Below are 26,879 nucleotides of genomic sequence, written 5' to 3' on the forward strand. Positions count from 1 at the left end.
AGAGCAGCTCCTGCAGGCGATGAACAGCGAGGATGGCCGGAATGACACCGTCAGAGCACAACGGCTCCGTAGAGGTCCGTGAGATCGAGGCGCAGGCCGCCCCGGCGCGCTATGCGCGAGGCTGGCATTGCCTCGGACTGACCCGTGATCTGGGCGACGGAAAGCCGCACTCGATCAATGCCTTCGGCGGCAAGTTGGTGGTCTTCCGCGGTGCGGACGGCAGGATCAACGTCCTCGACGCCTACTGCCGGCACATGGGGGGTGATCTGTCTGACGGGGAGGTCAAGGGCAACGAGATCGCTTGCCCGTTCCATGACTGGCGCTGGGGAGGTGACGGCAGGTGCAAAAAGATTCCCTACAGCCGTAGGGTTCCCAAACTGGCCCGCACCGCAACCTGGCCGACCATGGAGCAGGACGGCATGTTGTTCGTCTGGAACGACCCGGAGCGCAATGCCCCGCCCGCCGATGTGACGATCCCCCGTATCGAGGGAGTCGGTACGGGCACCTGGACCGACTGGCATTGGTACAGCACGGTTGTGCACACCAACTGCCGCGAGATCATCGACAACATCGTCGACATGGCGCACTTCTTCTACATTCACGGCGGTCTTCCGACCGCCTTCAAGAACGTGTTCGAGGGCCACGTCGCCACGCAGTACTACAAGAGTGAAGCGCGACCGGATCTCGGCTCCGGTGAGGGTGCCGCGATTCTCGGAACGACATCGGTGGCGTCCTACTACGGCCCCTCGTTCATGATCGACGACCTCACCTACCATTACGAGCACGGCGATCAACGCACCGTGTTGCTCAACTGCCACTACCCGATTGATGCGAATTCGTTTGTTCTGCAGTACGGCATCACCGTGGAGAAGTCGGAGGGTCTGCCTGAGGACGCCGCGATGCAGATGGCCATCGCGCTCGGTGACTTCGTGAAGATGGGTTTCGAGCAGGACGTGGCCATCTGGCGACGCAAAGCCCGCATCGACAATCCGCTGCTGTGCGAGGAGGACGGACCCGTCTATCAGGTGCGCCGGTGGTACGAGCAGTTCTATGTCGATGTCGACGATGTCACCAATGACATGGTTGATCGATTCGAGTTCGAGATCGACACCACCCGTCCCCGTGAGGCCTGGATGAGCGAAGTGCAGGACAACATCGCCGCCAATCGGCTGCCGCGGCTGGTAGGTCTGACGACCTCAGAGCATGTGTCCTGACAACCGGTTGAGCGATGCGCCGATGACGCCGGTGAGCTGCGAATCGTGCGGTGCCCGGGTGTTGGTGCGCAAGAGCAGCTGGGAACAGACCAGTGTGCAGTGGAGCGGCGACTCGATGGGCACTTGCCTTGAGCGCCCGCGCCAGGGGGAGCACCGTGCATTCACCGCGACTGACGGCGCGCTCCTCCGGTCCGGGACCTTCCTGGTGTGCCCGATGTTGCGCGCTTCGATAGAACACGCCGCGCAGACGGGTTCACTGCCTGTTCTCGACGAATCCTGACCGCTCGAGCGATGGGGCGCCATGGAAGGCAGATCCATGGCGCCCCACCGCAATCCGAGAGACGTTAAGCGAGCTGGAAGGCGCTCAACGGCGCTTCTGGCGGGTACACCGCAGGGCCGCCCAGGTCGTAGCCCGCGTTCAGTGCGCCGATGAACGCGGGGTCGTGCAGCGGTTCGCTCGGGATGTCGAGTTTGTAACCTCTTTTGCTCAAGTCATCGACCATCATGTCGATGGCTTTGTCGATCGTCAGATCGTCGGAGTGATCCATGTTCTTCTTGAGCTCGTCGTAGTCCTGGTAGACCTCAGATGACCAGTGCACCAGGAATCGGAGTTCGTCGGTGTGATGGCGTGCGATGATGTCGTCGCCATTCTTGAGCACCCAGTGGTCGCGGGACTCCGAGTCGCCGGCGAACACCGTGTCGAATGCCAGTCCGGCGGGAACCTGTTGTTCGAGCGGACCGTTTGCCTCGCCCCGGTGCACGAGCATCTCGTTCTGCACCACCACGCCACGGTTGTAGACCGGCGGGCGAATGCGTTCGGGTGCACGCAGCGGACCGTTGGGCCAGTAGGTGAACCCGCTGCCTTGGTCCAAGGAGAACCACGTGATGACCTGTGCCATCTTGATCATGTAGTCGGCGAACAGGCCGGACTTGCCCATGACGCTGACCAGCCAGGTCGGGGCGTTTTCGTAACGCACACCGCGAAAACTCGGCGAATCGAGATGCCCCGGGTCACGATTGGCGCACGGGCCGTTGATGTTGAACAACATCATCTGAGGCTTGGCGTACTCGGCGTTCCAGTACGACTTGGCCATGTCCAAAAACCCGGCGTTGTAGAAGCAGTCGTGTAGCTCGGGGTAGAGCACTGTGCCGTGATTGGCCAGGAAGCCGCGAAAAGTGGGCGTCAAGAACAAGTCCAGGGTCGGCGTGAACCCCTCCGGGAACCTGCCGCTCATCGTGGCGATCAGCTCTTCCGGAGATGCGAAGTGCTGGGCGATGATCAAGCTCCAGGGACCGTCCCTGCGGACCACGTCGAGAAGACGCTCTCGCTGATCGTCGGTGTAGACGTCGGCGATCTCGCGCGGGGGCGAAGCGGGGCGCAGGATGTCGGACAGCTCCATTCGCCGCTCTTCGGTGAGTATCACCCGTACTCCTTTACTCGGTTCCGGCGTTGAACTACGCCATTGCTGGACTCGATTGTGTGCCGCGCCACGGGAATCGCGAACCCAGGTGTCCAACCATCGGGACGCCAGTCGCCGTGGGGTGAAGCCCGATCGTCTAGAACGGCAACGGATGAGCAAACTTGGCGCGCATCAGCGCCCCGATCTCGGCCATCGCCAGCCGTCCTCGCGCAGTCGCCTCTGAGCGCATCAGGAAGCCGTGGTAGATGCCGGGGTAGCGCGTGATCGTCGTCTGCACACCGGCATCGCGCAGGCGACCGGCGTAGCGTTCGCCCCAGTCGCTGATCGGATCGAGCTCGGCGGTGACGACGACGGCTTGTGGTAAGTCACGCAAGTCGGTGGCATAGGCGGGAACCCGGCGGATGTCGTGGGCGCAGACCGCCCCGATATCGGCAACCTCATGCAGATAGACGATGTCGTCGTGGGAGAGCATCGGTGCATCGAGGTTGCGGAGCACCGAGGCCGCAGCCATGTCGCGGTCCACTCCCGGGTACATCAGGAGCTGGGCGAAGAGCGGGGGACCGCCCTGGTCGCTCGCCGCCAAAGCGATCGCCGCGGCCACGCCGCCACCGGCGCTGTCGCCGGCGACGACCAGTCGTTGTGGATCCAGACCGAGATCGCCGGCGTGGGCAGCTGCCCATTCGGTGACTGCCATCGCATCTTCGAACTGTGCCGGCGGCGGATTCTCCGGCGCCAGTCGATAGTCGACGGCGATCACCACGGCACCGCTGGCGGCCGCCAGCGCACGGGCCATCGGCTCGAAAGAGTGGTTGGAACCCATGACCAGTCCACCGCCATGCAGGTGAACGATCGCCGGTGACGGTCCGGCGTCGGGCGAAGGGCGGTAGATCCGAACGGGAATGTGCCCGCCCGGCCCGGGTATCGCCAGGTCTGCGACATCGGCCATTTCGGGCATGTCGGGCGGCAGGGGCGCGGATTCCAGGGCGGCGCGTACCTGGTCGAGTCCGCGTTCCCGGATCGGAGTCGGTGGACCGAAGGCCGCGACCCTGGCGGCGGCGTCGGGGTCCAGCGCAGGACGGTACGGCCCGTTCACGTTGGGGCTCCTAGTGTTCGGCAGGATTGAAGCGGCTCTTGTTGCGCAACTGCGGCGGGACGAGGGTTCGCAGTACCTCAGCACGCTCGGCCATCGCCGATCGCACATACTCGGGCTGCGTCAACACATAGAACGCGCCTTGAGCGGACTGCTCGAAAATCACTTCGGCGGCTTCGAGAGGATCCATCGCCCCCGCTTTGATCGCCAACATCGCGTCGCGTTGTGAGTCTGCGGCATCGACGTCCGCGCCGTCGAGGTCGGCACTCACGCCGCCCGCCGCCTCGAAGATGTTGGACTTCACCGCACCGGGCAGCACCGCCTGGACATGGATGTGGTCATCATGACCGGCCAACTGGACCTCCAGGCGCAGACATTCGGTCAGAGCCAGGACTGCGTGTTTGCTGACGATGTAGGGGGTCTGCAGCGGAACGGCTGCCACGCCCCCGATCGACGACAGGTTCCAGATCCAGGCCGGTTCGCCGGCGGCGATCATCCTGGGCAGAAAGGCGCGGACGCCGTGGAATACACCGCTGACGTTGATGTCCATCACGCGGTTCCAGTTGGCTACCGGCGTATCCCACAGATACCCGAACTGCTCCACGCCGGCATTGTTGACCAGCAGCCGTACCGGTCCGATCTCGCGCTGGGTGCGCTCCGCCAGGGCGGCCACCGCCTCGGGGTCGCGTACGTCGCAGACCACGTCGACTGCCGCACCGCCGTCGGCGACGATTTCGTCGCGCATCGCCGCAATGGCAGCGCCGTCGACATCGGCCAGGACCACCGACATCCCCAGGCGGTGAGCGTGACGGGCCAGACCGGCGCCGATTCCGGCGCCGGCCCCGGTGATGACGGCGACACCACCGCCGAAGATCTCGGCTGGGCTCGTCTCAGTGGTACCCACCGGTCAGCTGTTCGCCGACGTATCCGCGGCGCCCTGCAGCCCCGCGCCGGAGAGCGGTTCGGAGTTGGTCACGTCGAGGATGACCGACATCTTGGTGAACTCCAGCTCGCCGGAGCCGCTGCCCCTGCGGCGCACATCGACCTCGGCGACCCCGCTGGACACGGCGAACGGCACGAAGTTCGTCACCTGATTGACGAAGATGTAGAAGCGGGCTGACGTGATGTCGCCGTCGGTGCCGGTGATGTGCAGGTTGGTGGTGTGATGCCGCAGCGGGTACGGGCTGGCCTGACGGTGCTCGGTCAACCAGGGAACGATCTCCGCTGCGGTGCTCAGGTCCGCGGCGAGGGACTCTTCGAACGGGCACGACCCGGAGTCGCTGCGGCTGAGGTAGACGGCATCGCCGGCAAACGCTGCACCCATCTGCGCGTAGTCGGCCTGATCGTAGTGGTACCAGAACCGGCCGATAAAGCTTTGCAGCTCGGCCAGCGAGATAGCAGCGTCAGTACTCACGAAGTCGTCTCCCGGTGTCGATCGTGCGGAACCCGAAGGTGGGCTCTTGGGAGTCAACCGGGAACCCGGGGCCGATGGCAGGCAGGTAACCGATCAGTGGAACATCGGGTCAGTCGGCTATCAGGCTCCACAGACCCGACGCCCCGGCGACCAGTGCGGCACGCGTGACCTCCTCGTCCCAGTGCCGGACGGATCCGTACTCCGAACGCCAGGCCAGTGCGGCACGGGTGTACTCGTGCAGTCGATGTTCGACGGTGGTACCGATGGCGCCGAAGATCTGATGGCCGTTTCGGACCGCGACTGAGGTGGCGTGCCCGGCGCAGGAGCGCGCCACGGCGACGAGGAATCCCAAGCTGGATGCCGACCAGTCGCTGGCGACAGCCGCTGCCAGGGCAGCTTCGGTGGCCGCGCGCGCGAGTGCTGCTTCTGCGGCTATATCGGAGATCAGATGCTGGATCGCCTGGAACTTCGACAGCGGCCGGCCGAATTGAACGCGTGCCGCCGCGAATTCGACGGACAACTCGAGGATGCTGTCCAATGCCGCGCAGACCTGGATCGCTCGCACCAACGCACACTTGCGCCGCAGCTGCGTGACCAGATCCGCGGAGACCGCCCTCCCGCGCAGCGCAGCGATATCGGCGGTGACGGTGTCGCGGGGCTCTCCGATAAGGTTGGCGCCCGGGGTGATTCGCAGGTCCGTGCGATCCACGTCAGCCATCAGGTAGTCCGGCCCGTCCGGCCAGACGACCACGATCCGGTCAGCCGTCGAGGCCCACGGCACCGCCGTTGCGGTGCCGGCCGCATCGAGGATGCAGACGGTGCGTGCGACCCCGTCGACCGGGGCGCCGACGGCTTCGAGCAGCCAGCAGGCCAACACGTCATGTTCGGCCAACGGAGCGCGTACGCCGTGGCGGACCGCCGCGGCGATCAGCTCGGCCGCCTCATACCAGCCCGCACCGCTTCCCCCGGATCGCTCCGAACCCGACAGTCGGACCAGTCCCAATTGATCCAGGCGCGACCATAAGTCGATGTCGCGAGTGACCGGTGCGCTGCTGGGCCGGGTTGCGCGGTGTTCCGCCAGCACCGCATCGATCATCTTGACCAGATCGAGGTCGACGGTGGCGTCGGTGGCCGCAGTGTTGGTCATCGCAGTCCCAATCCGCGCGCGATCACGCCGCGCAGCACCTCGTTCGTGCCGCCACGCAGCGTGAAGCCGGGGCGTTGATCCACCGCGGACCCGAGCAGCTCGCGGTACCGGGATCCGATGGTCGAGTCGTCGCCGACGTACAGGTCGGCGAAATCGGCGATGTCGCCCTCGGTAGTCGTGCCGAGCACCTTGACCACAGCGGCCGCGACGTCGGCGGGCTCACGTCGCTCCAGGGCACCGGCCACAGCGGTGGACATCCGGTGCAGCCCCGCGACCCTGGCCACCAGACGACCCAGATCGGCATCGTGGCCGATCGCCTGGCCGGCCATACTTTCCGCGGAAGCGGCCAGCAGCGCGAAGGTGGAGAGTACTCGCTCGGGCCCGCTTCGCTCGAAGGCCAGTTCGGACGTGACCTGGTGCCACCCATCGCCGATCGCACCGAACACCATGGTGTCGGGTACGAATGCGTCATCGAGGATGACTTCGTTGAAGTGGTGGCCGCCGTTCATCGAGACGATGGGCCGTACTTCGACGCCGGGGTCGGTGAACCGCACGATGAACTGGCTGAGTCCGGCGTGCCGGTGAGCGGGATCGACCGGCGCGGTGCGAGCGAGCACGATGAACGCGTGGGCGCGGTGTGCTCCCGACGTCCAGACCTTTGTGCCGGTCAAGTTCCAACCGCCGTCGGTCTGAACCGCACGGGTCCGCACGCTGGCGAGATCCGAACCGGAGTCCGGCTCGCTCATGCCGATACCGAAGAAGCACTCACCGGCCGTGATCTTCGGTAGGAACTCGCGCTTCTGTGCTTCGGTGCCGTACTTCAGCAGTGCGGGGACGATCTGGCGATCGGCGATCCAGTGCGCCGCCACCGGCGCGCCGGCCGCCAGCAGCTCCTCGGTGACGACGAATCGCTCCAGAAAGGAACGCCCGTGTCCGCCATATTCTTTCGGCACAGTCATGCCCAACCAGCCCCGGGCGGCCAGCGCCAAGGTGAAGTCTTCGTCCCAACCGCACAACCAGGCATCCACCGACGGGGTGAAACTGCCCGCGCAGAGCTGTTCGGCGACAAACGCCCGGACTTCGGCTCGCAGTGCAGCGGTGTCCGCCGACTCCGCGGTCGCCGCGGGGACCAGGCGGGGGAGGGCCATCAGACGCTCCGCCACTGGGCGATGCGCCGCTCATGCTCGGCGTCGCGGTGCGCCAGGGGCTGCATCGCTGCGGCCATGGCCAGCGTGGACTCCAGCAGACCGGTTCGTGATTCCTGCAGCAGACGCTTGGCCATGCGCAGCGCATGCGGGGGATTCTTGACGATCCGCTCCGCGAGCTCCATCGCTGCGCTCATGAGATCTTCATGGGGAACCACTCGGCTGACCAGCCCCCACGCGTGGGCGGTGGTCGCATCGATGCGGTCGCCGGTCAGGGTCATCTCGGCGGCCCGCTCGTAGCCGATAGCCCGTTGCAGAAACCAGGTGCCGCCGTCGCCGGGGACAAGCCCGATCTGTACGAAGCTCTCGGCGAAGGAGGCACGTTCGGAGGCGACCCTGATATCGCACATGGTGGCCAGATCGCAGCCGGCTCCGACCGCCGCGCCGTTGACCGCCGCGATGATCGGAACCTCGAGACGCGCCAGCGCTCGTGGCAGGCGCTGTATGCCGTCGACGTAGGCGTAACGCTGCTCGATCGCTTCCAGCCCGAACATGCCCTCTCGGTTGGCCATGTCTTTGACGTTGCCGCCGGCTGAGAAGATCTTTCCTGCACCGGTGAGGATCACCGCCCGCACGCCGGTGTCGGAATTGGCGGCGTCGACCGCGCCCTCGAAAGCGGTGATGAAGTCCTGGTCGGTGATGGCATTGCCCAGGTGCGGCAGGTTGATGGTCCACACCTGCACGGCGCCTTCGGACGCGATGGCCAGCGGACCGGTAGTTGTGCTCATGATGGGAATACCTCGATTCGGGCGGCGGAGCGGGTCGTCGCGGTGCGGGCAGTGCCGATCAGGGCAGCTGCAATGACTTGATCTGCAGGTACTCTTCGAATCCGATACGTCCCAGCTCCCGTCCGATCCCGGATTTCTTGTAGCCGCCGAAGGGTGCCGCGGGGTTGTATTTGCCGCCGTTGACATCGATCTGACCGGACTCTACCTGGCGGGCAAAGGCGATCGCGGTGTCATCGTCGGCCGCCCAGACCGCACCGGACAGCCCGTAGGGCGTGCCGTTGGCGATGCTCAGCGCCTCGTCGGTGTCGCGGAACGGAATGACAGCCAGCACCGGCCCGAACACCTCCTCCTGGCCCAGTTCGGAGTCCGGGTGGACGTCGGCGAAGACGGTGGGAGCGATGTAGTAGCCCACATCGGGCAGCTTGTGGCCGCCCCCGGTCAGGAGGCGGGCGCCATCCTGCGGCGCCCGCTCGATAAAGCCGAGCACCGATTGATATTGAGCTTCCGACGCCGACGGACCGAGCCGGGTGCCCGGATCCCACGGGTCCCCGACGGAGTACTTCGACACCGCAGCCTCCACCAGCTCCAAGGCTTCACTGTATCGGGACAGCGGCACCAGCATCCGAGTCCAGGCCATGCAGGTCTGGCCGCCGTTGAGGAAGGCATTTCCGACGCCGACCTTGACCGCGGTGGCTAAGTCGGCGCCGTCGAGGATCACATTGGCCGATTTGCCGCCGAGCTCCAGCGCCACCTTCTTGATGGACTTGCCGGCCAGTTCCCCGACTCGGCTTCCCACCGCGGTGGATCCGGTGAACGAGACGAAGTCCACATCGGGATGGCTCGACATCCGCTCGCCGATGATCCGGCCGGGTCCCGATACCAGGTTCACCACCCCCGGAGGCAGACCCGCATCCGCGATCGCGTCGACGAACTCGAATACCGACAGGGGAGCCTCGTTGCTGGGTTTGAGCACGACAGTGCAACCGGCTGCGATGGCGGGCAGGACTTTGGCGACCACTTGATACAGCGGGTAGTTCCACGGGGTGATCGCCGCGACCACACCGTAGGGCTCCCGCACCACCAGTGAATTGCCGATCCTCTCCTCGAATTCGAACGTGGCCAGGGCCTCGGCGAATCCGCGAGCGACGGCAAGCGGAACCTGCGTCTGCACGCCCTGCGCGATGCGGATCGGGGCGCCCATTTCGCGCGTGATCGTCTCGGCGATGTCGGGCAGCCGCCGTTCCATTGCAGTGATCACCGCATCGAGACGCTCTCGCCGTTCGGTGACGCTGATCAGCGGATCGAACGCGGCGCGTGCCGCAGTGACCGCGGCGTCGACGTCGCCTTCGGTACCGCTGGGGACGTGGCCGCAGACCTTCTCCGTCGCCGGGTCGATCACCTCGACGGTGCCCGTGCCCTCGGGGTCCACCCATTGCCCGTCGATGAAGAGCTTGGTGCGCGCGTAGTCGTGGTTGTTGCTCATGGTTGCTCTCCGCTCATCTGCGTTTCTAGGGGACGATGCTGGCGCGGACATCGCGTCTGCCTTCGGCGGCGGCGAAGGCATCGTTGATGTCGTCGAGCGAGTAGCAGGCGGCGGCGAGCCGTTCGAAGGGCAATCTGTGCTGATGCTCCGCCAGGAAGTCCAGGGCCCGAGACAGCACGGCCGGGTCATAGAGCGAGACCCCGACCATGGTCTTGTTCGCGAAGACGAAACGAGACGGATCGAACTCGAAGGACTTGCCGATGTTGATGTTGCCGATCTCGACATAACGGCCGAACTGGCCGAGCAGCTTGAGGCCCTCGTCGATCGCCGAGGGATGACCGACCACTTCGACCACCACGTCGGCGCCCTGCCCGTCGGTGAGCTTGCGGACGAGCTTGGCGCGTTCCTTCTCGGTGGTGACTTCGGTGATGTCGATGACGAAGTCAGCGCCGAACGCCTTGGCCAGTTCGAGTCGCTCCGGGATGCCGTCGATGGCGATCACCTTGGCGGCGCCGCGGGCCTTGGCCACTGCGACGGCATACAGGCCGAGCGCGCCCGCGCCCTGGATGACCACGTACTCGCCCAGTTGCTGCTCAACCCGTTCCAGCCCGTACATCACCTGCGACAGAGCGCAGTTGGCGCCGGCAGCGATCTCGTCGGAGACGGAGTCCGGGACGGTGTAGACCACCGCGCCGGCCGGTAGCAGGAAGTAGTCGCCATAGCCGCCTACGAAGTACGGCGGTTCGTCGGCGCGGCCCAGCATCGCCATCTTCAGGTTCAGGCAGGCGTTGCGGCGCCCGGCCAGACAGTTGCGGCAGGTGTGGCAGCAGAAGAAGTACGGGAAGACCACTCGCGTGCCGACACCGAGTTGCCTGCCGTTGGAGTCAGCGGTGACGCCCTCGCCGAGTTCGGCCACCGATCCGACCATCTCGTGGCCGAGAACCGTGGGAAGCTGCCCGCCCAGGCCGCGGGTGGCGAAAGTTCCGTGCCAGGCGTGCACATCGGAACCGCAGATGTTGGCCCGGGTCACTTTGATCAGGATCTGGCCAGGGCCGACTTCGGGCAACGGGACCGTGTCGATCTCGAACGGCTTTCCGGGTTCGTCGAACCGGGCGATGCGACCCGTTTGTTGGCGTGGACTCACAGCTGAGTTCCTTTCCCTTGAACTCGGACTCGACCTCGGGCGCCGGTTGCGGCGAGATCATCGAAGTCCGGAAGCGACCGAGCGCGACCCCGTCGGGCAGACTATGTGTGTTGCCAAGGATGCGGATTCACGCTTCCCGTCCAGCGGTCATCGCGTGAGCGACCCTGGATCGATCAGCCGGCTGAGGCCCGGGTCAGGCTGAACCGCTCCCGTAACTGGCGTTTCAACAATTTTCCGCTGGGGTTCTTGGGCAACGAGTCGACGAAGAACAACTGCTTGGGCGTCTTGAACCCGGCCAGGTGTGTCCGGCAGTGTCCCAAGAGTTCGTCTTCGGTGATCACGATTCCGTCGCGTACCACCACAGCGGCGACCACCGCTTCCACCCAACGCGGGTGAGGCAGCCCGAATACGGCGACTTCCTGAACGCCGGGATGACGGTAGATGACCTCTTCGACTTCGCGGCTGGCGACATTCTCGCCGCCGGTCTTGATCATGTCCTTCTTGCGGTCCACGACATGCAGCAGTCCGTGCGTGTCGTAGTAGCCGAGATCGCCGGAGTGGAACCAGCCGCCGCGGAACGCATCCGCCGTCTTCTCCTCGTCGTCGAGGTAGCCGAGCATCAGATGCGGACTTCGATGGACGATCTCGCCGACGACGCCGGGGTCGACGGAGATGTTGTCATCGTCGACGATCGCCGTTTCCACATTGATCACCGGTCTCCCCGCAGCGCCGGCTCGGGTGTCCTGTTCCTCGGGTCCCAGAGCCGATGCCAACGGGGCCATCTCGGTCTGGCCGTAGAAGTTCCACAACCGCAGCTCGGGCAGCCGCTCGCGCATCTCGGCAAGGATTTCCGCAGGCATCGCCGACGCGCCGTAGTACCCCTTACGCAGACTGGACAGGTCCACCTGTTCGAGGAGCGGGGATCGAAGCAGCGAGATCCACACTGTTGGCGGCGCAAAATAGCTGGTAGCTCTGTATGTTTCGATCGACCGGAGCACCAACTCGGGTTCCGGTCGCGGCAGAATGACACTCGTGGCACCGAGGTAGACGGCGGGCATCAAGAAATTGTCCAGTTGCGCGCAGTGATACAGCGGCAGTGAGTGCACCACGATGTCGGTACCCGTCATCGACCCGGCGATGATCGTACTGATGTAGTTGCCCATCAGACTTCGGCTGGAATGCATCGCGCCCTTGGGGTGCGACTCCGTACCGCTGGTGTACATCAGCCGAATGAGCTGATCGTCGGCGACGGGTGTTCGGGGCGCGGTGGATGTGGTCTGCACCCATCGGCTGAAGTCGTCCCAGCCCGATGGCAGGGTCTGTCCGGGGAGGGCAAACGCGGCCGTAGTTCGCACGTTGCCGCCGAGCCGCATCGCGTCGGCGGCGGTGGACGCCAGGTCGGCTTCGGCGATCAGACCGACCACTCGGCTGTGTTCGAGGATGAACGAGATCTCCTCGGCGGTCAGCATGAAGTTGATCGGTACCAACACCACACCCGCCCGAGCGGTGGCGAACGCCAGCACCGCATACTGCCAAGAGTTGTGCGCCAGCACCGCGACGCGGTCACCACAGCTGAACCCGTTGTCCTGCAACGCCGCCGTGGTGCGATCGACCAGGTGCTCGAACTCGGCGAAAGTCAGGCAGACATCGCCGTCGATCACCGCGATCTTGTCCGGCTGTTTGCGCGCCGAGCGTCGCGGGATGTCACCGAGTGCGTGACTGCGTGCCGCGGCGAGCATGTCATCCGGCTCGTTCATGGCCTGGACTGTAGGGCCGGCGGGTGGGCCCCCGCCAAGCCACGTCCCGCTGAGTAGACAGGACGTGGGCGGACAGCAGCGGGCGAACACATACTCAGGCTTCGAGCAAGGAGGTTCGATGACGACGGACGCGACCGTATCAGCCGACCACGGGGGTTCGGATCCCGGCGAAATGCGCGAATATCTGGGCCAAGCCGACGCCGGAGTCCTGGTTGCGGTACTGGCGCAACTGACCGGAGATCCCGCCGTGGTCGAACGGTTCGCCGACAAGATCTCGTTCGAGCCCGACCCCCCGGAGCAGGTCGGTGTCACCGACCCCGAGACCCGCGAAGAGCTGGTGGAGTCGGTGATCGGAGCACTGAGCCGACCGCGCCGTGCCGGCGTGCTGCCCAGCGATGATCCCGGACTTTTTGCCCGGATCGCGCCACTGGCACTGGGCACCGAGGTGGGTGCGGAGTATGTGGGGCTGTTGTTGGAGCAGGGCGGGTTTCACCCGTCGCAGCCGGTGTTGCCGCGTACCGCTGAGCTCCCGAAGGAGTTCAACGTCGTCATTGTCGGCGCCGGAATCGCCGGCATGGCCGCTGCCCTGGAATGCGCCGCCGCAGGAATCGAATACGAGATCATCGACCGCAACGACGAGGTGGGCGGAACCTGGTACACCACCGTTTACCCGGGGATCGGTGTCGACACTCCGTCGGCCTACTACTCGCTGTCGCGTGACATCAACGCAGGGTGGTCGAGCTACTACCCGCAAGGCGCTGAGTATCAGAAGTATCTGGAATCGGTCGCCACGGACAACGATCTGCGCAGCCATACCAGGTTCAGCACCGAGGTCGAGGCGCTGTGGTGGGACGAGCAGCTCAGCAAGTGGCAGGTGCACACTGTCGGTCCCGACGGCGGTCGGGATATCAGTTATGCCAACGTGGTGATCCCAGCGGCCGGTTACCTCAACCGTCCGCGACTGCCCGACATCGACGGGGCAGCCTCCTTCGCCGGCGTGAGCATCCATTCCGCCGAATGGGACCCGAACCTTGACCTGCGCGGCAAGAAGGTGGCGATCATCGGGGCGGGCTGTACCGCGGTACAGATCGTCGATGCCTGCGTCGGCGACGTTGAGCATCTGACGGTGTTCCAGCGGCAGCCGCATTGGGTGGCGCCCCGCAAGCGCCTGACCGATGACGTGCCCGAATACCGCAGGTGGCTCAACACGAATATCCCGTTCTACGCCAATTGGACTCGCCTCAAGTCGTTCTGGGGAACCGCTGACAACAACTATCCGGTCATCGTGCGGGACCCCGAGTGGGCGGCAGACCACCTGTCGATCTCACCGGCCAACGACCGGCTGCTGCAGATGTGCCTGGATTACATCGATCGGGTCTTCGGCGCCGGGTCGGAGCTGGCGAAGAAGGTCACCCCCGACTTTGCGCCGTACGGCAAACGCATCATCCGCGACCCCGGTGGCTACTACCAAGCGTTGACCAAGTCGCATGTCGATGTGGAGGCCAGTGAGCCGGCTCGGGTCAACGAGCGCGGAATCGTCACTCAAGACGGTCGACAGATAGACCTGGACGTCATCGTCTACGCCACCGGCTACCACCTGGACTTCTTGTCGACAGTGGATATCCGGGGCCGCGACGGCATCAGGCTCAGTGAGGTCTGGGGCGACAGTCCGAGCGCATACCGGGGTGGCATGGTGCCCGGTTTCCCCAACCTGTTCATCTCGTCGGCACCCAACTACAGTCCGGGTCATGGCGCCGGACATAACTTCGGCGTGGAGGTGATGGTCCACTACGTGATGGAATGCCTGCAGCTCATGGCGTTGCGCGGCGTCGCGACCATTGAGGTGACGCCGGAGGCGTTCACCAGCTACGTCGGACAGATCGACCAAGCGATGGCAGACACCGTCTGGTGCCACACACCCACCGCGCACACCTACTATCGCTCCGGCGGTGGGCGGATCGTCACCGCGTTCCCGTTCCGGCTGATCGATGTGTGGCAGAGTCACCGTGCGCCGATCGAGGAAGACCTCATCCTTCGATGACGCGACTGCTCAGTGGAAGAACAGCATTGGTGACCGGCAGCAGTCGCGGGATCGGACGGGCGATCGCGCAGCGGCTGGCCGCGGAAGGGGCGACGGTCGCGGTGACCGCGCGCTCCCATCAGACTTCGCTGTCGACACGCGCGGGTCAGACCGAGGCCTTGCCGGGCACGATCAACGAGACCGTCGCGCTCATAGAGGCGGCCGGCGGTACGGCATTTGGCATTGCCGCGGACTTGGAGGATCGACAGCAGCGAGCCGGGTTGGTCGACAAGGTGGTCGAGCGAACCGGTCGAATCGACATCTTGGTCAACAACGCCGGATATGCCGACTACGACGTGGTCGAGAACATGTCGATGGATACCTTCGACCGCACTGTCGAACACTACCTGCGCACGCCGTTCGCGCTGACCCAGGCGGCCATCCCGCACATGCGGCGACAGGGCGCGGGTTGGATCGTGAACATCGGCTCTGTCACCGGGCTTGCCCCGGCCCGGCCCTACCGCGAATACAACAAGTCAGCCGGTGACGTCGTGTACGCGTCGATGAAGTCCGCCTTGCACCGATTCACCCAGGGGGTGGCAGCCGAATTGCTGGACTCCAACATCTCCGTCAACGCCGTCGGACCGTCAAGCGCCGTGCGCACCCCCGGTGCGGCCGCCTTGATACCTGATTCGTTTCCCACCGAGCCGGTGGAGTACCTGGCCGAGACGGTCTTGGCGATGTGCCACCTTCCGGCGGCGGAGCGCACCGGACTGGTGGCCTTCAGCCTGCACTACCCGTGGTCGCAGAAGCTGGCAGTGCACAGCCTCGATGGGGCAACGGTGCTTCCGCCCCTGGAACCTCCGCAGACCGCCAATCCGAACATCCTGCCCGCCGGGCTGTGATGCCGTCACGGCTGTAGGACGCCACGGTCTGTTGTGCAGAAGCTGTGGCAGACGCGCTCGCGAACGATCACGTCGGTGGTCTCAGGATCGAACCAGCGGTCCACCACCGCCCAGTGGATCGGGTGCATCAGATACGGGCCCACCAGCCCGGCCACATCGGTGAACTCCTGCTCGAACACATGCGTCCAGGCGGTGGTGCCCGTCGCCTCACTCACTGTGCTCAGCTGCCATGCGCAGATGGTGCTGACATAGTCGGCCATCGACTTCAGCTCCGCCTCGAATCGGGCCACGGTCTGCGGTGGTGTCTCCGGCTGTACTTTCAGCAGGAGGGTCCGATAGACCGCACCGGTCCGGCCCGTTCTGGTCGGGCCGCCTCGGTACGTGGCGCCGTTGACTCGCGTGATCGCGGCATCCTCCAGCGCCGCGGCAAGCCGCGACTCGACCCTGCGCCATACCTGCTCTTCGGTGAAGCGCAGGTGCACCACGATGTCGCCACCGTTTCGCGAGCCGGGCTCGGTGGGTTCGATGACCCAACGCAAGGCCCCGCTGTGTTCGGCCAACGCTCGCAGGCCGGCCAGCACCCGGTCGAGTTCGCCCGGCTCGACGTCGAGGAGTCTGGTGACGTTAAACATCGGCTTCTTTCTCGAGCGCACACAGCGTGTCGACATCGGGTGCCGCGGCCGCAACCGAGCGGGTGCGCTCGGCCACCAATTCATCGATCTCCGACCACCATTGACCCAGCTGCGGATCATTGCGGCCCTGCCAGGTCATCTGCCACCAGGCCAGCGGGCCGGGCAACGCCCACGTGATCGTGACGGTGTTCGACTCGTCGTCGAACCAGATGGGCGGACTGACCAGCACACTTCGCAGTGTCATCCCGCGATGCGTGGCCCCGGGCGCGTACTCGGCGAGGTAGCGATCGACGAACGTTCGCGCCTGCCCCGGTTTGGTCAGCACCCGGTCGATGACGAAGACTTCACCGTCAGCCATGCGACCAGGCTAGGGGCGGGCCAGTCGTGAGACCGGCTGCAGTCCCGGACATCGGGAGACAGGCGTTGACGGACGCCCTCGGCAGCGAGGACGGTTGGGCGATGAACGATCTCAGCCCGAATCCGTTCGCCCCGGCTCAGCTCGGCCCGGTCCGATTGCGCAATCGCGTCATCAAGGCCGCGACATCCGAAGGCCGTTCACCCGACGGGTTGGTCACCGACGATCTGATCGATTTCCACCTGAGCTTTGCCACCGGTGGGGTTGGCATGACCACGGTCGCCTACTGCTGCGTGTCCAAGCAGGGGGCCAGCGCGCCGGGGCAGATCGTGATGGACGCCAAGGCTCTGCCGGGCCTCAAGAAGCTCACCGACGCGGTGCATGAGGCGGGCGCCGCCATCTCCGCTCAACTCGGCCATGCCGGTGTGGTCGCTCAGAAGAAGCTGACCGGCGTCACCGCAGTCGCGCCGAGCCGCTTTGTCAATCCCACCTCATTCGCCTATTGCCGGGAGATACGGCGCGATGAGATCGTCGCCGTCATAGATCAGTTCGGCGCTGCGGCGCAGGTGGCAGTCGATGCAGGCTTCGACGCCGTCGAGCTGCATTTCGGCCACCTGTACCTGCCCAGCTCGTTTCTTTCGCCCCTGATCAACCGGCGCAAGGACGAGTACGGGGGCGATATCGACAACCGGTCGCGGTTCGTGCGGGAGATCGCGCGTCGCGTCCGCGAGGTCGTCGGCGAGCGGATCGCCGTCATCGCGAAGTTGGACATGGACGACGGGTTGCCCGGCAGCATCTGGATCGACGAGGCGCTGCGCACAGCACAGCTTCTGGACGCCGATCGGACACTGGATGCCATCGAATTGACCCAGGGCTCATCGGTGTTCAAACCGATGTACCTGTTTCGCGGTGACGTGCCGGTGCGCGAGTTCGCCCGGGTGATGCCACCTGCGCTGCGCCCCGGCGTACGTGTGATGGGCAAGTGGGCGATGGGCGACTATCCCTATGAAGACCTTTACATGCTGCCCGCAGCACGTCAGTTCGTGCCGATCATGGGTAACACCAAGCTGATTCTTCTCGGTGGCATCACCAACCGTGACCATCTGGAGACCGGCATGCGTGAGGGTTTCGACTTCATGGCGATGGGCAGGGCACTGCTACGGGAACCGGATCTGGTCAACAAGATGATCGGCGATCCAAAGGTGCGCAGCCGCTGCGACCACAACAACAAGTGCATGGTGACCGTTTTCACGCGCACACACTGCGTCCTCGATCCGCAACAGCGCTACGGCCAAGCGGTGCCCATGAGCGTGCCGTCCGAAGACCCGTCGGTTACGTCGTGACGGACGGGCCCAGGAGCTCGATCAGTGATGCGCACGCCTGGGCTCGGGCCCGGTGGCAGATGTCGAGGCTGGGCATGGTCATGAAGCCGTGCACGCCGCCTTCGAAGTAGCGCACCACGGTGGGAACATCCGCGCCGCGCAGCGCCTCGCAGTAGGCGCGTCCCTCGTCGCGTAGCGGGTCATGGCCCGCTATCACCACGACCGCCGGCGGCAGTCCGGACAGGTCCGTGGACTGTAGGGGAGACGCATAGGGGTTGGACCGATCGGCGACGGTGGGCACGTATTGATCCCAGTACCACTGCAATGCGGGCTTCGGGTTGTAGTAGCCGCGGCCGAACTGACGGTAGGAGGGCGTGTCGAAGTCGGCAGCGATGACCGGGTACAGCAGCAGTTGACCGCTCAGCAGCGGCTGGCCGCGGTCGCGTGCCATCAAAGCGGTGACGGCGGCAAGGTTGCCCCCGGCGCTGTCGCCGCCGACCAGCAGCCTGTTCGGGTCGCCGCCGAGTTCGGTGATGTGCTCTGCCGCCCAAACGGTGGCCGCATACACGTCCTCGGCCGCGGCGGGCCACCGTCCTTCTTCGGGCGCACGCCGGTAGTGCACGGAAACCACCACGGCAGGAATCTGATTCGCAAAGTCACGGCATAGGTCGTCATGGCTGTCCAAGTCGCAGAACACCCACCCGCCGCCATGAGCCCACACCAGAGTCGGGACCGCGTCGGTGTCTGCGGCGCGCGGGCGGTAGATCCGGACGTCGATCGGACCTTCCGGTCCGGCGATGGTTCGGTCAGCTACCTGCGCCACCGGTCGGGGATCGGCCACCGGAGTGAATCGTGAGCGGATGACGGCTCGGGCCTCGGCGCCGGTCATCGTGTGCACCGGCGGGAACCCCGCGTTGAGCACTTCGATGATCCGTGCGATCTGCGAATCCAGGATCATGCGAGGTGCAGGGTCCCGGCGCCGGCCGCCGATCGCGCGGTCGGACCGCCGCGCAGCGGCCGCATCTGCTGCAGGGTGGGAGACACTCGAACGGCCCCGCAGTCGACCGCCTGCCAGATGCCCATCGCGGCGATGCGCACCGGAGCGACCAACCGCTGGTCCAGCTTTATCCGGTTCATCGGCCCGCAGACCGAGATGGCGGCGACCGCCTCGCCCGGGTCGCCGATGGGGGCGGCGACGCAGCCGAAGCCGGGCAGCGACTCTTCCCGGTCGAACGCGAAGCCGTGAGAGCGGACTTTGAGCAGTTCGTTGCGGAGTTGGGCGTGCGTGGAGATCGAATACTTGGTCCGACGGTGCAGCGGCGCGGAGCTCAAGGCGTCGATGTCGCCCTCGTCGGCAAACGCCAGCATCGCCTTCCCCACTGCTGTGCAGTGCGCCAATTGGCGGCCACCGACACGGGTCGGAATTGCCGCCGCCATGCGGTCGCCGACCTTGTCCATGTAGACCACGTCGGGTCCGTCGAGGACGGCGAGGTGAACCACCAGGCCGGTCGCGGCGTGAAGTTCGTGCAGTTTGCGGAGCGCGGCCTTGTGCAGGCGGTCCTGGTGTACCGCCAGGGATCCCAGTTCGACCAGGCGCATGCCCAGTTCGTAGTCCCGGCCGCTGCGGCGCAGCCAGCGCAGCTGAACCAGACGCTCGAGCATGCGATGCGCCGACGATCGGGGAAGCCCGGTCCGGCGCACGATCTGCGCCAGAGTCAGGCGGCCGGGCCCGTCGAACGCGTCGAGGACCAGGGATACCCGGTCGATGACGGCGCTGGGGGTTTCGTTCGGCGCATCCTTGGCGGCGGTCATGGGCAATGCGGCTGACGCGGGCATTGAGAGATCCTCCCGGACATAGTCCTAATAGGCATATGACTAATGGTCATATACCTACCACATCGGTGTTGCTGCTGTCACACTTCCGGCTGAATTGGTGCGCCCGCACACCCGCGATCCGCTACGCCAGGGGCCCAGCCAGCAATCCCGATTGACGGGCCGGGGCTGGACTTAGGTGCGCACCGGCAAACGTGTAGCTGGCGCGGCTTTGGTCAGGCGCAACCCGCACCGAACCCCGCCGGGCCGGTCGAAGCAGCTGTCCTCAACAGAGATTCCAGGTCGGCGATGTTGTCGACGCCCCAGTGCTCCGGATCGATGAATGTGGGCACGTCGGCGGCGTCCATGTGGGCCATGAAGCCGGCGCTGGTCGCGCCGGGCCTGCGTCGGTGACGTCGACGTTGCCGTCTCAGCGGGCCACGTCGATGGCCGGCCGGGGAGTGAAGTCAGGGGTCAGGGGCGCATCGCCGCAGGCAGGTCGTCCACCCACTGGTGTCCCCAGTAGCTGTCTGCCGTGATTTCTTCGGCGGTGTAGTAGTTGTCGTCGACCCGCATGCCGTCGGTGCCGAACTCGATGTCCCAATCCCCGGGTGCACGGACGTAGAACGACACCATCTTGTCGTTGGTGTGCCGACCCAGTGTGGAAGACAGCTGGAAGCCGTCCTTGGCGACGCGGTCAAGCGCCTGGCCGACGCTGTCGAGGCTGTCGACTTCGACCATGAGGTGGATCAGCCCGGGATCGCGCAGCGTCGCTGCGGGGCACAGCGCCAGGCTGTGATGACGCTCGTTGACACCGAGGAAGCGCACGCGTACCGGTCCGAACTCCGGCGGGACGGGCACCCGGAAGGCGCCGCGTGACCGGAACCCCAAAACCTCGGTGTAGAACTGAGCTGAGCCCTCGACGTCGAGGGCGGGCAGCACCACATGTCCGAGGCCCTGGTCGCCCGTCACGAATCGTGCGCCGAACGGCGTGATGATCGGGCTGTGATCGAGTACCGGTCCGTGAAAGACTTCCAGCGAAGTGCCGGCCGGGTCTTCGAATGCGATGACCGCTTCGACACGGCGGGCGTCTGCTTCGGCCAGTGACAGTTGCCTGTACGGGACGCCGGCGGCCTCGAGCGTCTGCGCGAGCGTCTGCAGTTCTGCATGGTCACGCACTTCCCAGCCGACGGTCACGATCTTGTCGGTTTCGCCCGGGGACACTACGACCCGGGCGGCGCGTTCGTCCATCCGCAGGTACAGCGAATCCGGATCGGGTCCGCTGCCCTGGGCGAAACCCAGCACGCCGAAGGCGAAGTGGCGCCACTTCTCGATGTCGGTGGCTTGTACCGTCACGTAACCGAGGCTCTTGATCGGGCTCACAGGTCGGCCCCTAGATCATCGCCCGCAGGGGGCCCTGCGGGTCCACGCCGAGCGAGCTCAGCGCCGAGGCGTGATAGACCGTTCCCGGGGCGTGGATGGCATGCACCTGTCCGACGTGAACGTCACGCCAGTATCGCTGCAGTGGCTTGTCCATCCGCGTCGCGTTGCCGCCACACCGGGCGAACAGTTCGTCGACCGCGGAGACGGCACGCCATACCGCGCGAATCTGCGTGCGGCGCCCGGCCGCTCGATCCTCGAACGAGACCTCCTTGCCGGCGTCGACCATGTCATAGATCCGGTCGGCGTTGGCCAGGAGTTCCTGGCGAGCGGCGTTGATGTCGGCGGCGGCTTCGCCGATCGCGAACATCACGTAGGGGTCGTCTTTGATCGCCACACCGCTGGAGTTGACCCGCGAGCGCTGGTAGTCCAGCGCGGCGGCCAACGCACCCTCGGCGATGCCGATCGTCGCCGAAGAGATGCCGAGCGGGAACATCGTCGACCACGGCATCAAATAGAGCGGCTCGGTCATCCCGGCCTCGCGTTGGGCGGTGCCGTCCATTACTTCCAGTGCGTTCATCGTGCGGTAGGTCGGCACGAAGGCATCGGAGACGATGACGTCCTTGGAGCCGGTGCCTCGCAATCCCACGACGTCCCAGGAATCCTCGACGATCTGGTAGTCCTTGCGCGGCAGGATCATGTGCAGCATCTGCGGGGGCATCAACGGCTTGCCCTCGGAATCACCGATCATGGCGCCCAGAATGATCCAGTCACAGTGGTCGGTGCCGGAACTGAACTGCCAACGGCCGTTGAAGAGGTAACCACCGTCAACCGGCCTGGCGACACCTTGTGGAGCGTAGGGCGAAGCCACCCAGGTGTCGACGTCGTCGGCCCAGATCTCGTCGCCGACGCGAGGATCGGCGTAGGCGAGCTGGTAGGGGTGAACGCCGACCACACCGTTGATCCACCCCGCGGACGGATCCAGCGCGGCGGTCGCCATCACCGTTTCGGCGAACTCACGTGGGTGCACCTCCAGCCCGCCGTGCTTCTTCGACTGCAACAGCCGAATGCTGCCGATCTCCTTCATCGACTTGACTGTGTTGTCGGTCAGCTTGCCGATCTTCTCGGCTTCTTCGGCTTGCCCGCGCAGCTGGTCGGCCAGCTCCGCGACGCGGTCGATCACCCGTTTAGTCATGGCACGATGGTGGACGCGGCGAGTCCGCGGTTGCCGGCCTCGTCCCGGTGAGCGGACGACATTCAGGCGTCGACATCAAAACTCGACTGTCAGCCTGCTCGACAGCGGGCGTGCCTGGCAGGCCAGGAACAACCCCTCGGCGATGTCTTCTGGTTCGAGGATCGCGGCATTGCCCAAATCGACCTGCCCGTCGAGCACCGTTGCCGCACACGAGCCGCAGTTGCCCTCCCGGCAGGAGAACGGAACGTCAATCCCCTGGGTGAGCATCACGTCAACCAGGTTGCGGGACTTGGGCCAGCAGAGGTGATGGGTCTGCCCGTCGATGCTGACCTCCGCGTCGGCCGCCTCCGAGTCGCCGGCGATGTTTTCGATCGGGACTTCGGCAAAGGGATCACCGGTGAGCGACTGGAACACTTCGAGGTGGATGTTGCCGCGTGGCACGCCGGCCTCGCCCAACGCCTCTTTCACCGCAGCCATAAACGGCTCGGGGCCGCATACGAAGGACTGGTAGCTGGTGAACAACCGGGCGAAGCCGCCCAACTGGGCGCGCGTAGGCAGACCCTGGATCGACTCGAGCCAGTGCAGAACTGTGAGCCGACCAGCGTACCGCGCGGCCAGGTCTCGCAACTCGGCGGCGAAGATGACCGAACGCTCGTCACGGTTGGCGTAGCACAGCACCACCCGTCCGGTGCCCGCAGCCAGCGCCGACTTGAGAATCGACATCACCGGCGTGACCCCGCTGCCTGCTGCCCATAACAGAAAGTCCGCGTCCAGGTCCGCGGGTGTGAACTGCCCTGACGGCGGGAGGGCATCGATCGTGTCGCCAACGGAAACGTTGTCGCACAGCCAGTTCGACACATAGCCGCCGTTCGTCCGCTTGACGGTGACCTTGTGCGCATCATCGGTGTGCGGAGAACTTGCCAGCGAGTAGCAGCGGGCGGCCGACCCGGTCAGGTCGCTTGGTACGCGCATCGTCAGGAACTGTCCCGGCCGGTAGTCGAATCGGGCGCGGTGCTCGTCGGGAATCGCCAGCACCACCGACTTCGCGTCGTGGCTCTCCTCGATGACGGCTGTGACGGTCAGTGCTACGCCGCGTGTGCCGCCCCCGGCTCGTTCGGCAGATTCTGCATCGGTCATGGCCGACATTGTGAGGGAGCGCGCGACTTCCGCCGGATGCCTCACCGGTGGCCGGGAGAAATTTCCCGATGCCCGTTGACCGGGAAGTGTCGGCGCCGGAACGCTCGGTGACTGCCTACGGTGGCCGCCGTGAACAGCGCGACCGAAAGCAATGTCGACGTCATCGTGGTGGGTGCCGGGTTCGGTGGCCTGTATGCCCTGCACAAGTTCCGGCAACAGGGGCTGTCGGTGCGCGTCTTCGAAGCGGCACCCGAGGTCGGCGGAACCTGGTACTTCAATCGGTATCCGGGAGCGCGCTGCGACGTCGAGAGCCTGGACTACTGCTACTCGTTCTCCGACGAGCTGCAGCAGGAGTGGACCTGGACAGAGAAGTACGCCACCCAGTCCGAGATCCTCGACTACATCAACTGGGTCGCCGACAAGCTGGATCTGCGGCAGGGGATCACCTTCAACGCCAGGGTGGTATCGGCTGTTCTCGACGAGGACACGATGCGATGGACGATCGCGACCGACACCGGAGAAACCGTCGACGCGCGCTTCGTGGTGATGGCCACCGGGCCGCTGTCCTCACCGTTGACTCCGGACATCCCGGGGCTGCAGACCTTCGGCGGCGAGATCTATCACACCGCGCACTGGCCGCACGAAGACGTGGATTTCACCGGAAAGCGGGTCGGCGTCATCGGGACCGGTTCTTCTGGTGTGCAATCGATTCCGATCATCGCCGAGCAGGCCGCACAGCTGGTCGTCTTCCAGCGCAGCCCGAACTACAGCGTGCCCGCGGGCAACCGTCCGTTGACCGCCGAGGAGATCGCTCACGCCAAGGCCACCTACGACGAACGGCGCCAGATGTCCTGGCGCAGTGGCGGTGGGTCGCCGCATGTGCCACATCCGAAGCTGACCATGCAGGCCACGCCCGAAGAGCGTCGTGCGGCCTTCGAGGAACGCTGGCAGCTGGGTGGGGTGTTGTTCTCCAAGACCTTCGCTGACCAGATGATCGACATCGAGGCCAACGAGGAGGCCCGAAAGTTCTACGAAGGCAAGATTCGCGCCGTGATCGATGACCCCGAAGTCGCCGACCTGCTGATCCCCAAGGACCATCCGATCGGCACGAAGCGAATCTGCACCGACACCAACTATTTCCAAACCTTCAATCGCCCCAACGTCACATTGGTCAGTGTTCGCAGGACCCCGATCGAGGCGATCGACGAATCGGGCATCGCGACGTCGGAGATGCACTACGACCTCGACGCCATCGTCCTGGCGACCGGTTTCGACGCCATGACCGGCACACTGGCCAAGATCGATATCGTCGGTCGGGGCGGTCAGAAGCTGGCCGATGATTGGTCACATGGTCCTCGCACCTACCTCGGGCTCGGTGTCGACGGATTTCCCAATCTGTTCTTGGTATCCGGTCCCGGCGCACCGGCAGTGCTGGCCAATATGGTGCTGCACGCCGAGGCGCACATCCAGTGGATCTCCGCGGCCATCGCCTATCTGGACCAGCATGGCTACGCGGCGATCGAGGCCACCCCCGGTGCCGTCGACGCCTGGGTTGCGGAATGCAATCGCCTGGCCGATGCCACCCTCTTCCCCAAGGCGAACTCTTGGTATGTGGGGGCCAACGTGCCCGGAAAGCCCCGCGTGTTCATGCTCTTCATCGGCGGCTTCGCCACCTACCTCGATATCTGCACCGAGGTCGCCGACGCGGGGTACAAGGGGTTCACCCTGATCAAGGCATCCTGATGCCGAACCTCGCCGGCAAAGTCGCCGTGGTCACCGGCGCTGCGCGCGGTACGGGGCGTGCGCACTGTGAGCAGCTGGCGCAGGCCGGTGCAGACATCATCGCCATTGACCGATCCAGCGCGGCAGACGATCTGTCGACCATGGCGACGGTACTGGCCGACAAGGACCGCAGATGCTTTACCGCCATCGCCGACGTCCGGGATCTCTGTTCGGTGTCGGTCGCCGTCGGTGCGGGCGTGAAAGCGCTGGGCGGCCTGGACATCGTGATCGCCAATGCCGGAGTCCACGCTCCCGGAGCTCCGGTGTGGGAACTGCCCGGCGAGGTCTGGCAGGACGCGCTCGACATCAACCTCACCGGCGTGTGGCATACCGTCAAGGCTGCCGCACCACACCTGCTGCCGGGCGCCTCGATCGTGATCATCAATTCCACCAGCGGAATTCGCGGCCCTGGCGATACGGCGCACTACACTGCCAGCAAGCATGCCGCGGTAGGTCTGGCCCGCGCACTCGCCAACGAACTGGGACCGCGCGGGATCCGGGTGAACACCGTGCACCCCGGAGCGGTGGCCACGCCCATGGTCCGCAACGAAGCGACCTACCGACGACTCTGCCCTGATCTCGACATTCCGACCGAAGCGGACGCGATCAAAGTTCTCGCGGCACGCAATCTCCTGGGTGTGCCGTGGGTGCAGCCGCACGACGTCGCCAACGCCTCGGTGTTCCTGGCTTCCGACAACGCCCGCTACATCACCGGAGCCCAACTGGTGGTCGATGCCGGATTGACCCAGAAATCATGAGCATTCCTCGGCTGGCGGGAAAGGTCGCGCTGATCACCGGCGCGGCACGTGGAATCGGGCGCGCGCAGGCGGTGCGCTTTGCTCAGGAGGGCGCTGAGATCATCGGTGTCGATCTGTGTGGTCCGGTGGATACGGTCCGGGTACCGCACGCGACTCTCGACGATCTTGCGGAGACCGCCCGGCAGGTAGGCGCTGTTGGTGGCAGGATGACATCGGCGGTCGCCGATGTACGCGACAAAGCGGCGCTGTGTGCAGCCGTCGGCCAGGCGGTCAGTCAACACGGGGGACTCGATATCGTGTGCGCCACAGCGGGAATCACCTCCCGTGGTCCTGCGGTCGAACTGTCGGAAGAGACCTGGCGCACGATGCTGGACGTCAATCTCACCGGGGTATTCCACACCTGTCAGGTGAGCGCACCTCACCTGATCGCCCGCGGGGGCGGTGCAATGGTTCTGGTGAGCTCCATCGCGGGCCTGCGAGGATTGGCGGGCGTCGCCCATTACAGCGCTGCCAAACACGGCGTGGTCGGGCTGATGCGCAGTCTCGCCAATGAACTGGCCCCGCACCGCGTTCGGGTCAACACGATCCATCCGACGAATGTCGACACTCCGCTCATTCAGAACGACTCCGTGCGGTGCGCCTTTCGCCCCGACCTGCAACATCCGCCAACGCGAAGTGAGTTCGCCGACGCGGCCAAGGCGATGAACATGCTCGACGTCCCGTGGGTGCAGCCGGTGGACGTGGCCAACGCGTCTCTGTTCCTGGTGTCTGACGAGGCCCGTTACATCACGGCCGTCGCCCTTCCGGTGGATGCCGGGGCCACCCAGCGACAGGGGAGATGAAGACCTCCGGTGAACAGACGATGGCGTCCCGTCCGCCGGCGGATCGGCAAACAGTGCAGCGAGTTTTCCGGGCTGGGTTCAGTCCGGCTGGTTTTCGAATAGAGGAGCGTTCATGGCTGCCAAGGCCTCAGTCGCG

At 65.4% G+C, this 26,879-nt stretch carries 26 protein-coding genes; 8 read left to right on the plus strand and 18 right to left on the minus strand.

Features of this window, described 5'->3' with window-relative positions:
• Window positions 1–32 precede the first annotated feature (32 nt).
• Entirely contained in the window at window positions 33–1,214 is a 1,182-nt protein-coding gene (locus AWC02_RS07030; protein WP_419179210.1) for a 3-ketosteroid-9-alpha-monooxygenase, oxygenase component, read from the plus strand.
• Window positions 1,204–1,494 (plus strand): hypothetical protein, encoded by a 291-nt coding sequence (locus AWC02_RS23010; RefSeq protein WP_085128052.1) that lies wholly within the window; start codon window positions 1,204–1,206, stop codon window positions 1,492–1,494. Before AWC02_RS07030 ends, AWC02_RS23010 begins: the two co-directional genes overlap by 11 nt.
• Window positions 1,495–1,558: 64 nt before the next feature.
• Here AWC02_RS23010 and AWC02_RS07040 read toward each other — a convergent pair whose 3' ends face one another.
• From AWC02_RS07040 to AWC02_RS07085, 10 genes are all read right to left on the minus strand, one after another.
• Window positions 1,559–2,635, minus strand: a complete 1,077-nt coding sequence (locus tag AWC02_RS07040; protein WP_085128094.1) for a hypothetical protein — start codon at window positions 2,633–2,635, stop codon at window positions 1,559–1,561.
• Window positions 2,636–2,771: 136 nt separating this feature from the next.
• Window positions 2,772–3,728 carry an alpha/beta hydrolase fold domain-containing protein gene (locus tag AWC02_RS07045; RefSeq protein ID WP_109560899.1) on the minus strand — a complete coding sequence of 319 codons (957 nt, stop codon included), beginning with the start codon at window positions 3,726–3,728 and terminating at the stop codon, window positions 2,772–2,774.
• Between the two features lie 10 nt (window positions 3,729–3,738).
• Complete coding sequence (locus AWC02_RS07050) at window positions 3,739–4,629, minus strand: SDR family NAD(P)-dependent oxidoreductase (RefSeq protein WP_085128054.1); 891 nt, start codon at window positions 4,627–4,629, stop codon at window positions 3,739–3,741.
• A 3-nt stretch (window positions 4,630–4,632) separates the two neighbouring features.
• Window positions 4,633–5,139, minus strand: a complete 507-nt coding sequence (locus AWC02_RS07055; RefSeq protein WP_085128055.1) for a nuclear transport factor 2 family protein — start codon at window positions 5,137–5,139, stop codon at window positions 4,633–4,635.
• 109 nt (window positions 5,140–5,248) lie between these two features.
• Entirely contained in the window at window positions 5,249–6,286 is a 1,038-nt protein-coding gene (locus tag AWC02_RS07060; protein WP_237160351.1) for an acyl-CoA dehydrogenase family protein, read from the minus strand.
• Window positions 6,283–7,434, minus strand: a complete 1,152-nt coding sequence (locus AWC02_RS07065) for an acyl-CoA dehydrogenase family protein (protein ID WP_085128096.1) — start codon at window positions 7,432–7,434, stop codon at window positions 6,283–6,285. Before AWC02_RS07065 ends, AWC02_RS07060 begins: the two co-directional genes overlap by 4 nt.
• Window positions 7,434–8,219, minus strand: a complete 786-nt coding sequence (locus AWC02_RS07070) for a crotonase/enoyl-CoA hydratase family protein (RefSeq protein WP_085128056.1) — start codon at window positions 8,217–8,219, stop codon at window positions 7,434–7,436. Before AWC02_RS07070 ends, AWC02_RS07065 begins: the two co-directional genes overlap by 1 nt.
• A gap of 58 nt (window positions 8,220–8,277) precedes the next feature.
• The gene (locus AWC02_RS07075) at window positions 8,278–9,702 is read right to left on the minus strand and encodes an aldehyde dehydrogenase family protein (RefSeq protein WP_085128057.1); all 1,425 of its coding nucleotides are present in this window, start codon (window positions 9,700–9,702) and stop codon (window positions 8,278–8,280) included.
• A gap of 25 nt (window positions 9,703–9,727) precedes the next feature.
• Window positions 9,728–10,846: a zinc-binding dehydrogenase gene (locus tag AWC02_RS07080; RefSeq protein WP_085128058.1), complete on the minus strand. Its 1,119-nt coding sequence runs from the start codon at window positions 10,844–10,846 to the stop codon at window positions 9,728–9,730.
• A 173-nt stretch (window positions 10,847–11,019) separates the two neighbouring features.
• Window positions 11,020–12,603 (minus strand): acyl-CoA synthetase, encoded by a 1,584-nt coding sequence (locus AWC02_RS07085; RefSeq protein ID WP_085128059.1) that lies wholly within the window; start codon window positions 12,601–12,603, stop codon window positions 11,020–11,022.
• 118 nt (window positions 12,604–12,721) lie between these two features.
• Here AWC02_RS07085 and AWC02_RS07090 point away from each other — a divergent pair, with 118 nt between their 5' ends.
• Both AWC02_RS07090 and AWC02_RS07095 read left to right on the plus strand, forming a co-directional pair.
• Window positions 12,722–14,644, plus strand: a complete 1,923-nt coding sequence (locus AWC02_RS07090; RefSeq protein ID WP_085128060.1) for a flavin-containing monooxygenase — start codon at window positions 12,722–12,724, stop codon at window positions 14,642–14,644.
• Window positions 14,641–15,528 carry an SDR family NAD(P)-dependent oxidoreductase gene (locus tag AWC02_RS07095; RefSeq protein ID WP_085128061.1) on the plus strand — a complete coding sequence of 296 codons (888 nt, stop codon included), beginning with the start codon at window positions 14,641–14,643 and terminating at the stop codon, window positions 15,526–15,528. The genes AWC02_RS07090 and AWC02_RS07095 overlap by 4 nt, the downstream gene beginning before the upstream one ends.
• 5 nt (window positions 15,529–15,533) lie before the next feature.
• Here AWC02_RS07095 and AWC02_RS07100 read toward each other — a convergent pair whose 3' ends face one another.
• Entirely contained in the window at window positions 15,534–16,160 is a 627-nt protein-coding gene (locus AWC02_RS07100) for a Dabb family protein (protein ID WP_085128062.1), read from the minus strand.
• Entirely contained in the window at window positions 16,153–16,518 is a 366-nt protein-coding gene (locus tag AWC02_RS07105; RefSeq protein WP_085128063.1) for a hypothetical protein, read from the minus strand. Before AWC02_RS07105 ends, AWC02_RS07100 begins: the two co-directional genes overlap by 8 nt.
• A gap of 101 nt (window positions 16,519–16,619) precedes the next feature.
• Here AWC02_RS07105 and AWC02_RS07110 point away from each other — a divergent pair, with 101 nt between their 5' ends.
• Entirely contained in the window at window positions 16,620–17,858 is a 1,239-nt protein-coding gene (locus tag AWC02_RS07110; protein ID WP_085128064.1) for an NADH:flavin oxidoreductase, read from the plus strand.
• On the opposite strand, the gene AWC02_RS07115 is transcribed toward AWC02_RS07110, so the two are convergent.
• From AWC02_RS07115 to AWC02_RS07135, 6 genes are all read right to left on the minus strand, one after another.
• Entirely contained in the window at window positions 17,848–18,795 is a 948-nt protein-coding gene (locus AWC02_RS07115; RefSeq protein ID WP_085128065.1) for an alpha/beta hydrolase, read from the minus strand. The two genes, AWC02_RS07110 and AWC02_RS07115, sit on opposite strands and share 11 nt — an antisense overlap.
• Window positions 18,792–19,673, minus strand: coding sequence for an IclR family transcriptional regulator (locus AWC02_RS07120; RefSeq protein ID WP_085128066.1), 882 nt, complete (start codon window positions 19,671–19,673; stop codon window positions 18,792–18,794). The genes AWC02_RS07115 and AWC02_RS07120 overlap by 4 nt, the downstream gene beginning before the upstream one ends.
• A 212-nt stretch (window positions 19,674–19,885) precedes the next feature.
• Entirely contained in the window at window positions 19,886–20,026 is a 141-nt protein-coding gene (locus tag AWC02_RS21870; protein ID WP_165757860.1) for a hypothetical protein, read from the minus strand.
• Between the two features lie 97 nt (window positions 20,027–20,123).
• Complete coding sequence (gene bphC / locus AWC02_RS07125; protein ID WP_085128067.1) at window positions 20,124–21,032, minus strand: biphenyl-2,3-diol 1,2-dioxygenase; 909 nt, start codon at window positions 21,030–21,032, stop codon at window positions 20,124–20,126.
• Between the two features lie 10 nt (window positions 21,033–21,042).
• On the minus strand, window positions 21,043–22,224 hold the full coding sequence (locus AWC02_RS07130) for an acyl-CoA dehydrogenase family protein (protein ID WP_085128068.1): 1,182 nt from the start codon (window positions 22,222–22,224) through the stop codon (window positions 21,043–21,045).
• A 75-nt stretch (window positions 22,225–22,299) separates the two neighbouring features.
• Window positions 22,300–23,361 (minus strand): ferredoxin--NADP reductase, encoded by a 1,062-nt coding sequence (locus tag AWC02_RS07135; RefSeq protein WP_085128097.1) that lies wholly within the window; start codon window positions 23,359–23,361, stop codon window positions 22,300–22,302.
• Window positions 23,362–23,481: 120 nt separating this feature from the next.
• On the opposite strand from AWC02_RS07135, the gene AWC02_RS07140 reads away from it, so the two are divergent.
• The 3 genes from AWC02_RS07140 to AWC02_RS07150 are packed head-to-tail and all read left to right on the plus strand — an operon-like array spanning window position 23,482 to window position 26,743.
• Entirely contained in the window at window positions 23,482–25,104 is a 1,623-nt protein-coding gene (locus AWC02_RS07140) for a flavin-containing monooxygenase (RefSeq protein ID WP_085128069.1), read from the plus strand.
• Window positions 25,104–25,901: a mycofactocin-coupled SDR family oxidoreductase gene (locus AWC02_RS07145; protein WP_085128070.1), complete on the plus strand. Its 798-nt coding sequence runs from the start codon at window positions 25,104–25,106 to the stop codon at window positions 25,899–25,901. The genes AWC02_RS07140 and AWC02_RS07145 overlap by 1 nt, the downstream gene beginning before the upstream one ends.
• Window positions 25,898–26,743, plus strand: coding sequence for a mycofactocin-coupled SDR family oxidoreductase (locus tag AWC02_RS07150; protein ID WP_109560900.1), 846 nt, complete (start codon window positions 25,898–25,900; stop codon window positions 26,741–26,743). The genes AWC02_RS07145 and AWC02_RS07150 overlap by 4 nt, the downstream gene beginning before the upstream one ends.
• The last annotated feature ends 136 nt before the right edge of the window (window positions 26,744–26,879 follow it).

It is taken from the genome of Mycolicibacter engbaekii, from assembly GCF_002101585.1.
GTDB classification, from domain to species: Bacteria; Actinomycetota; Actinomycetes; order Mycobacteriales; family Mycobacteriaceae; genus Mycobacterium; species Mycobacterium engbaekii.

Excerpts from the sequence above, each read along its gene's own strand:
- AWC02_RS07100 (WP_085128062.1), bottom strand. The coding sequence starts at position 16,160 with ATGTTTAACGTCACCAGACTCCTCGACGTCGAGCCGGGCGAACTCGAC.
- AWC02_RS07075 (WP_085128057.1), bottom strand. The coding sequence starts at position 9,702 with ATGAGCAACAACCACGACTACGCGCGCACCAAGCTCTTCATCGACGGG.
- AWC02_RS07115 (WP_085128065.1), bottom strand. The coding sequence starts at position 18,795 with ATGATCCTGGATTCGCAGATCGCACGGATCATCGAAGTGCTCAACGCG.
- AWC02_RS07090 (WP_085128060.1), top strand. The coding sequence starts at position 12,722 with ATGACGACGGACGCGACCGTATCAGCCGACCACGGGGGTTCGGATCCC.
- AWC02_RS07145 (WP_085128070.1), top strand. The coding sequence starts at position 25,104 with ATGCCGAACCTCGCCGGCAAAGTCGCCGTGGTCACCGGCGCTGCGCGC.
- AWC02_RS07130 (WP_085128068.1), bottom strand. The coding sequence starts at position 22,224 with ATGACTAAACGGGTGATCGACCGCGTCGCGGAGCTGGCCGACCAGCTG.
- AWC02_RS07060 (WP_237160351.1), bottom strand. The coding sequence starts at position 6,286 with ATGACCAACACTGCGGCCACCGACGCCACCGTCGACCTCGATCTGGTC.
- AWC02_RS07135 (WP_085128097.1), bottom strand. The coding sequence starts at position 23,361 with ATGACCGATGCAGAATCTGCCGAACGAGCCGGGGGCGGCACACGCGGC.
- AWC02_RS07065 (WP_085128096.1), bottom strand. The coding sequence starts at position 7,434 with ATGGCCCTCCCCCGCCTGGTCCCCGCGGCGACCGCGGAGTCGGCGGAC.
- AWC02_RS07150 (WP_109560900.1), top strand. The coding sequence starts at position 25,898 with ATGAGCATTCCTCGGCTGGCGGGAAAGGTCGCGCTGATCACCGGCGCG.
- AWC02_RS23010 (WP_085128052.1), top strand. The coding sequence starts at position 1,204 with ATGTGTCCTGACAACCGGTTGAGCGATGCGCCGATGACGCCGGTGAGC.
- AWC02_RS07030 (WP_419179210.1), top strand. The coding sequence starts at position 33 with ATGGCCGGAATGACACCGTCAGAGCACAACGGCTCCGTAGAGGTCCGT.
- AWC02_RS07085 (WP_085128059.1), bottom strand. The coding sequence starts at position 12,603 with ATGAACGAGCCGGATGACATGCTCGCCGCGGCACGCAGTCACGCACTC.
- AWC02_RS07105 (WP_085128063.1), bottom strand. The coding sequence starts at position 16,518 with ATGGCTGACGGTGAAGTCTTCGTCATCGACCGGGTGCTGACCAAACCG.
- AWC02_RS07070 (WP_085128056.1), bottom strand. The coding sequence starts at position 8,219 with ATGAGCACAACTACCGGTCCGCTGGCCATCGCGTCCGAAGGCGCCGTG.
- AWC02_RS21870 (WP_165757860.1), bottom strand. The coding sequence starts at position 20,026 with ATGGCCCACATGGACGCCGCCGACGTGCCCACATTCATCGATCCGGAG.
- AWC02_RS07095 (WP_085128061.1), top strand. The coding sequence starts at position 14,641 with ATGACGCGACTGCTCAGTGGAAGAACAGCATTGGTGACCGGCAGCAGT.
- AWC02_RS07110 (WP_085128064.1), top strand. The coding sequence starts at position 16,620 with ATGAACGATCTCAGCCCGAATCCGTTCGCCCCGGCTCAGCTCGGCCCG.
- AWC02_RS07120 (WP_085128066.1), bottom strand. The coding sequence starts at position 19,673 with ATGCCCGCGTCAGCCGCATTGCCCATGACCGCCGCCAAGGATGCGCCG.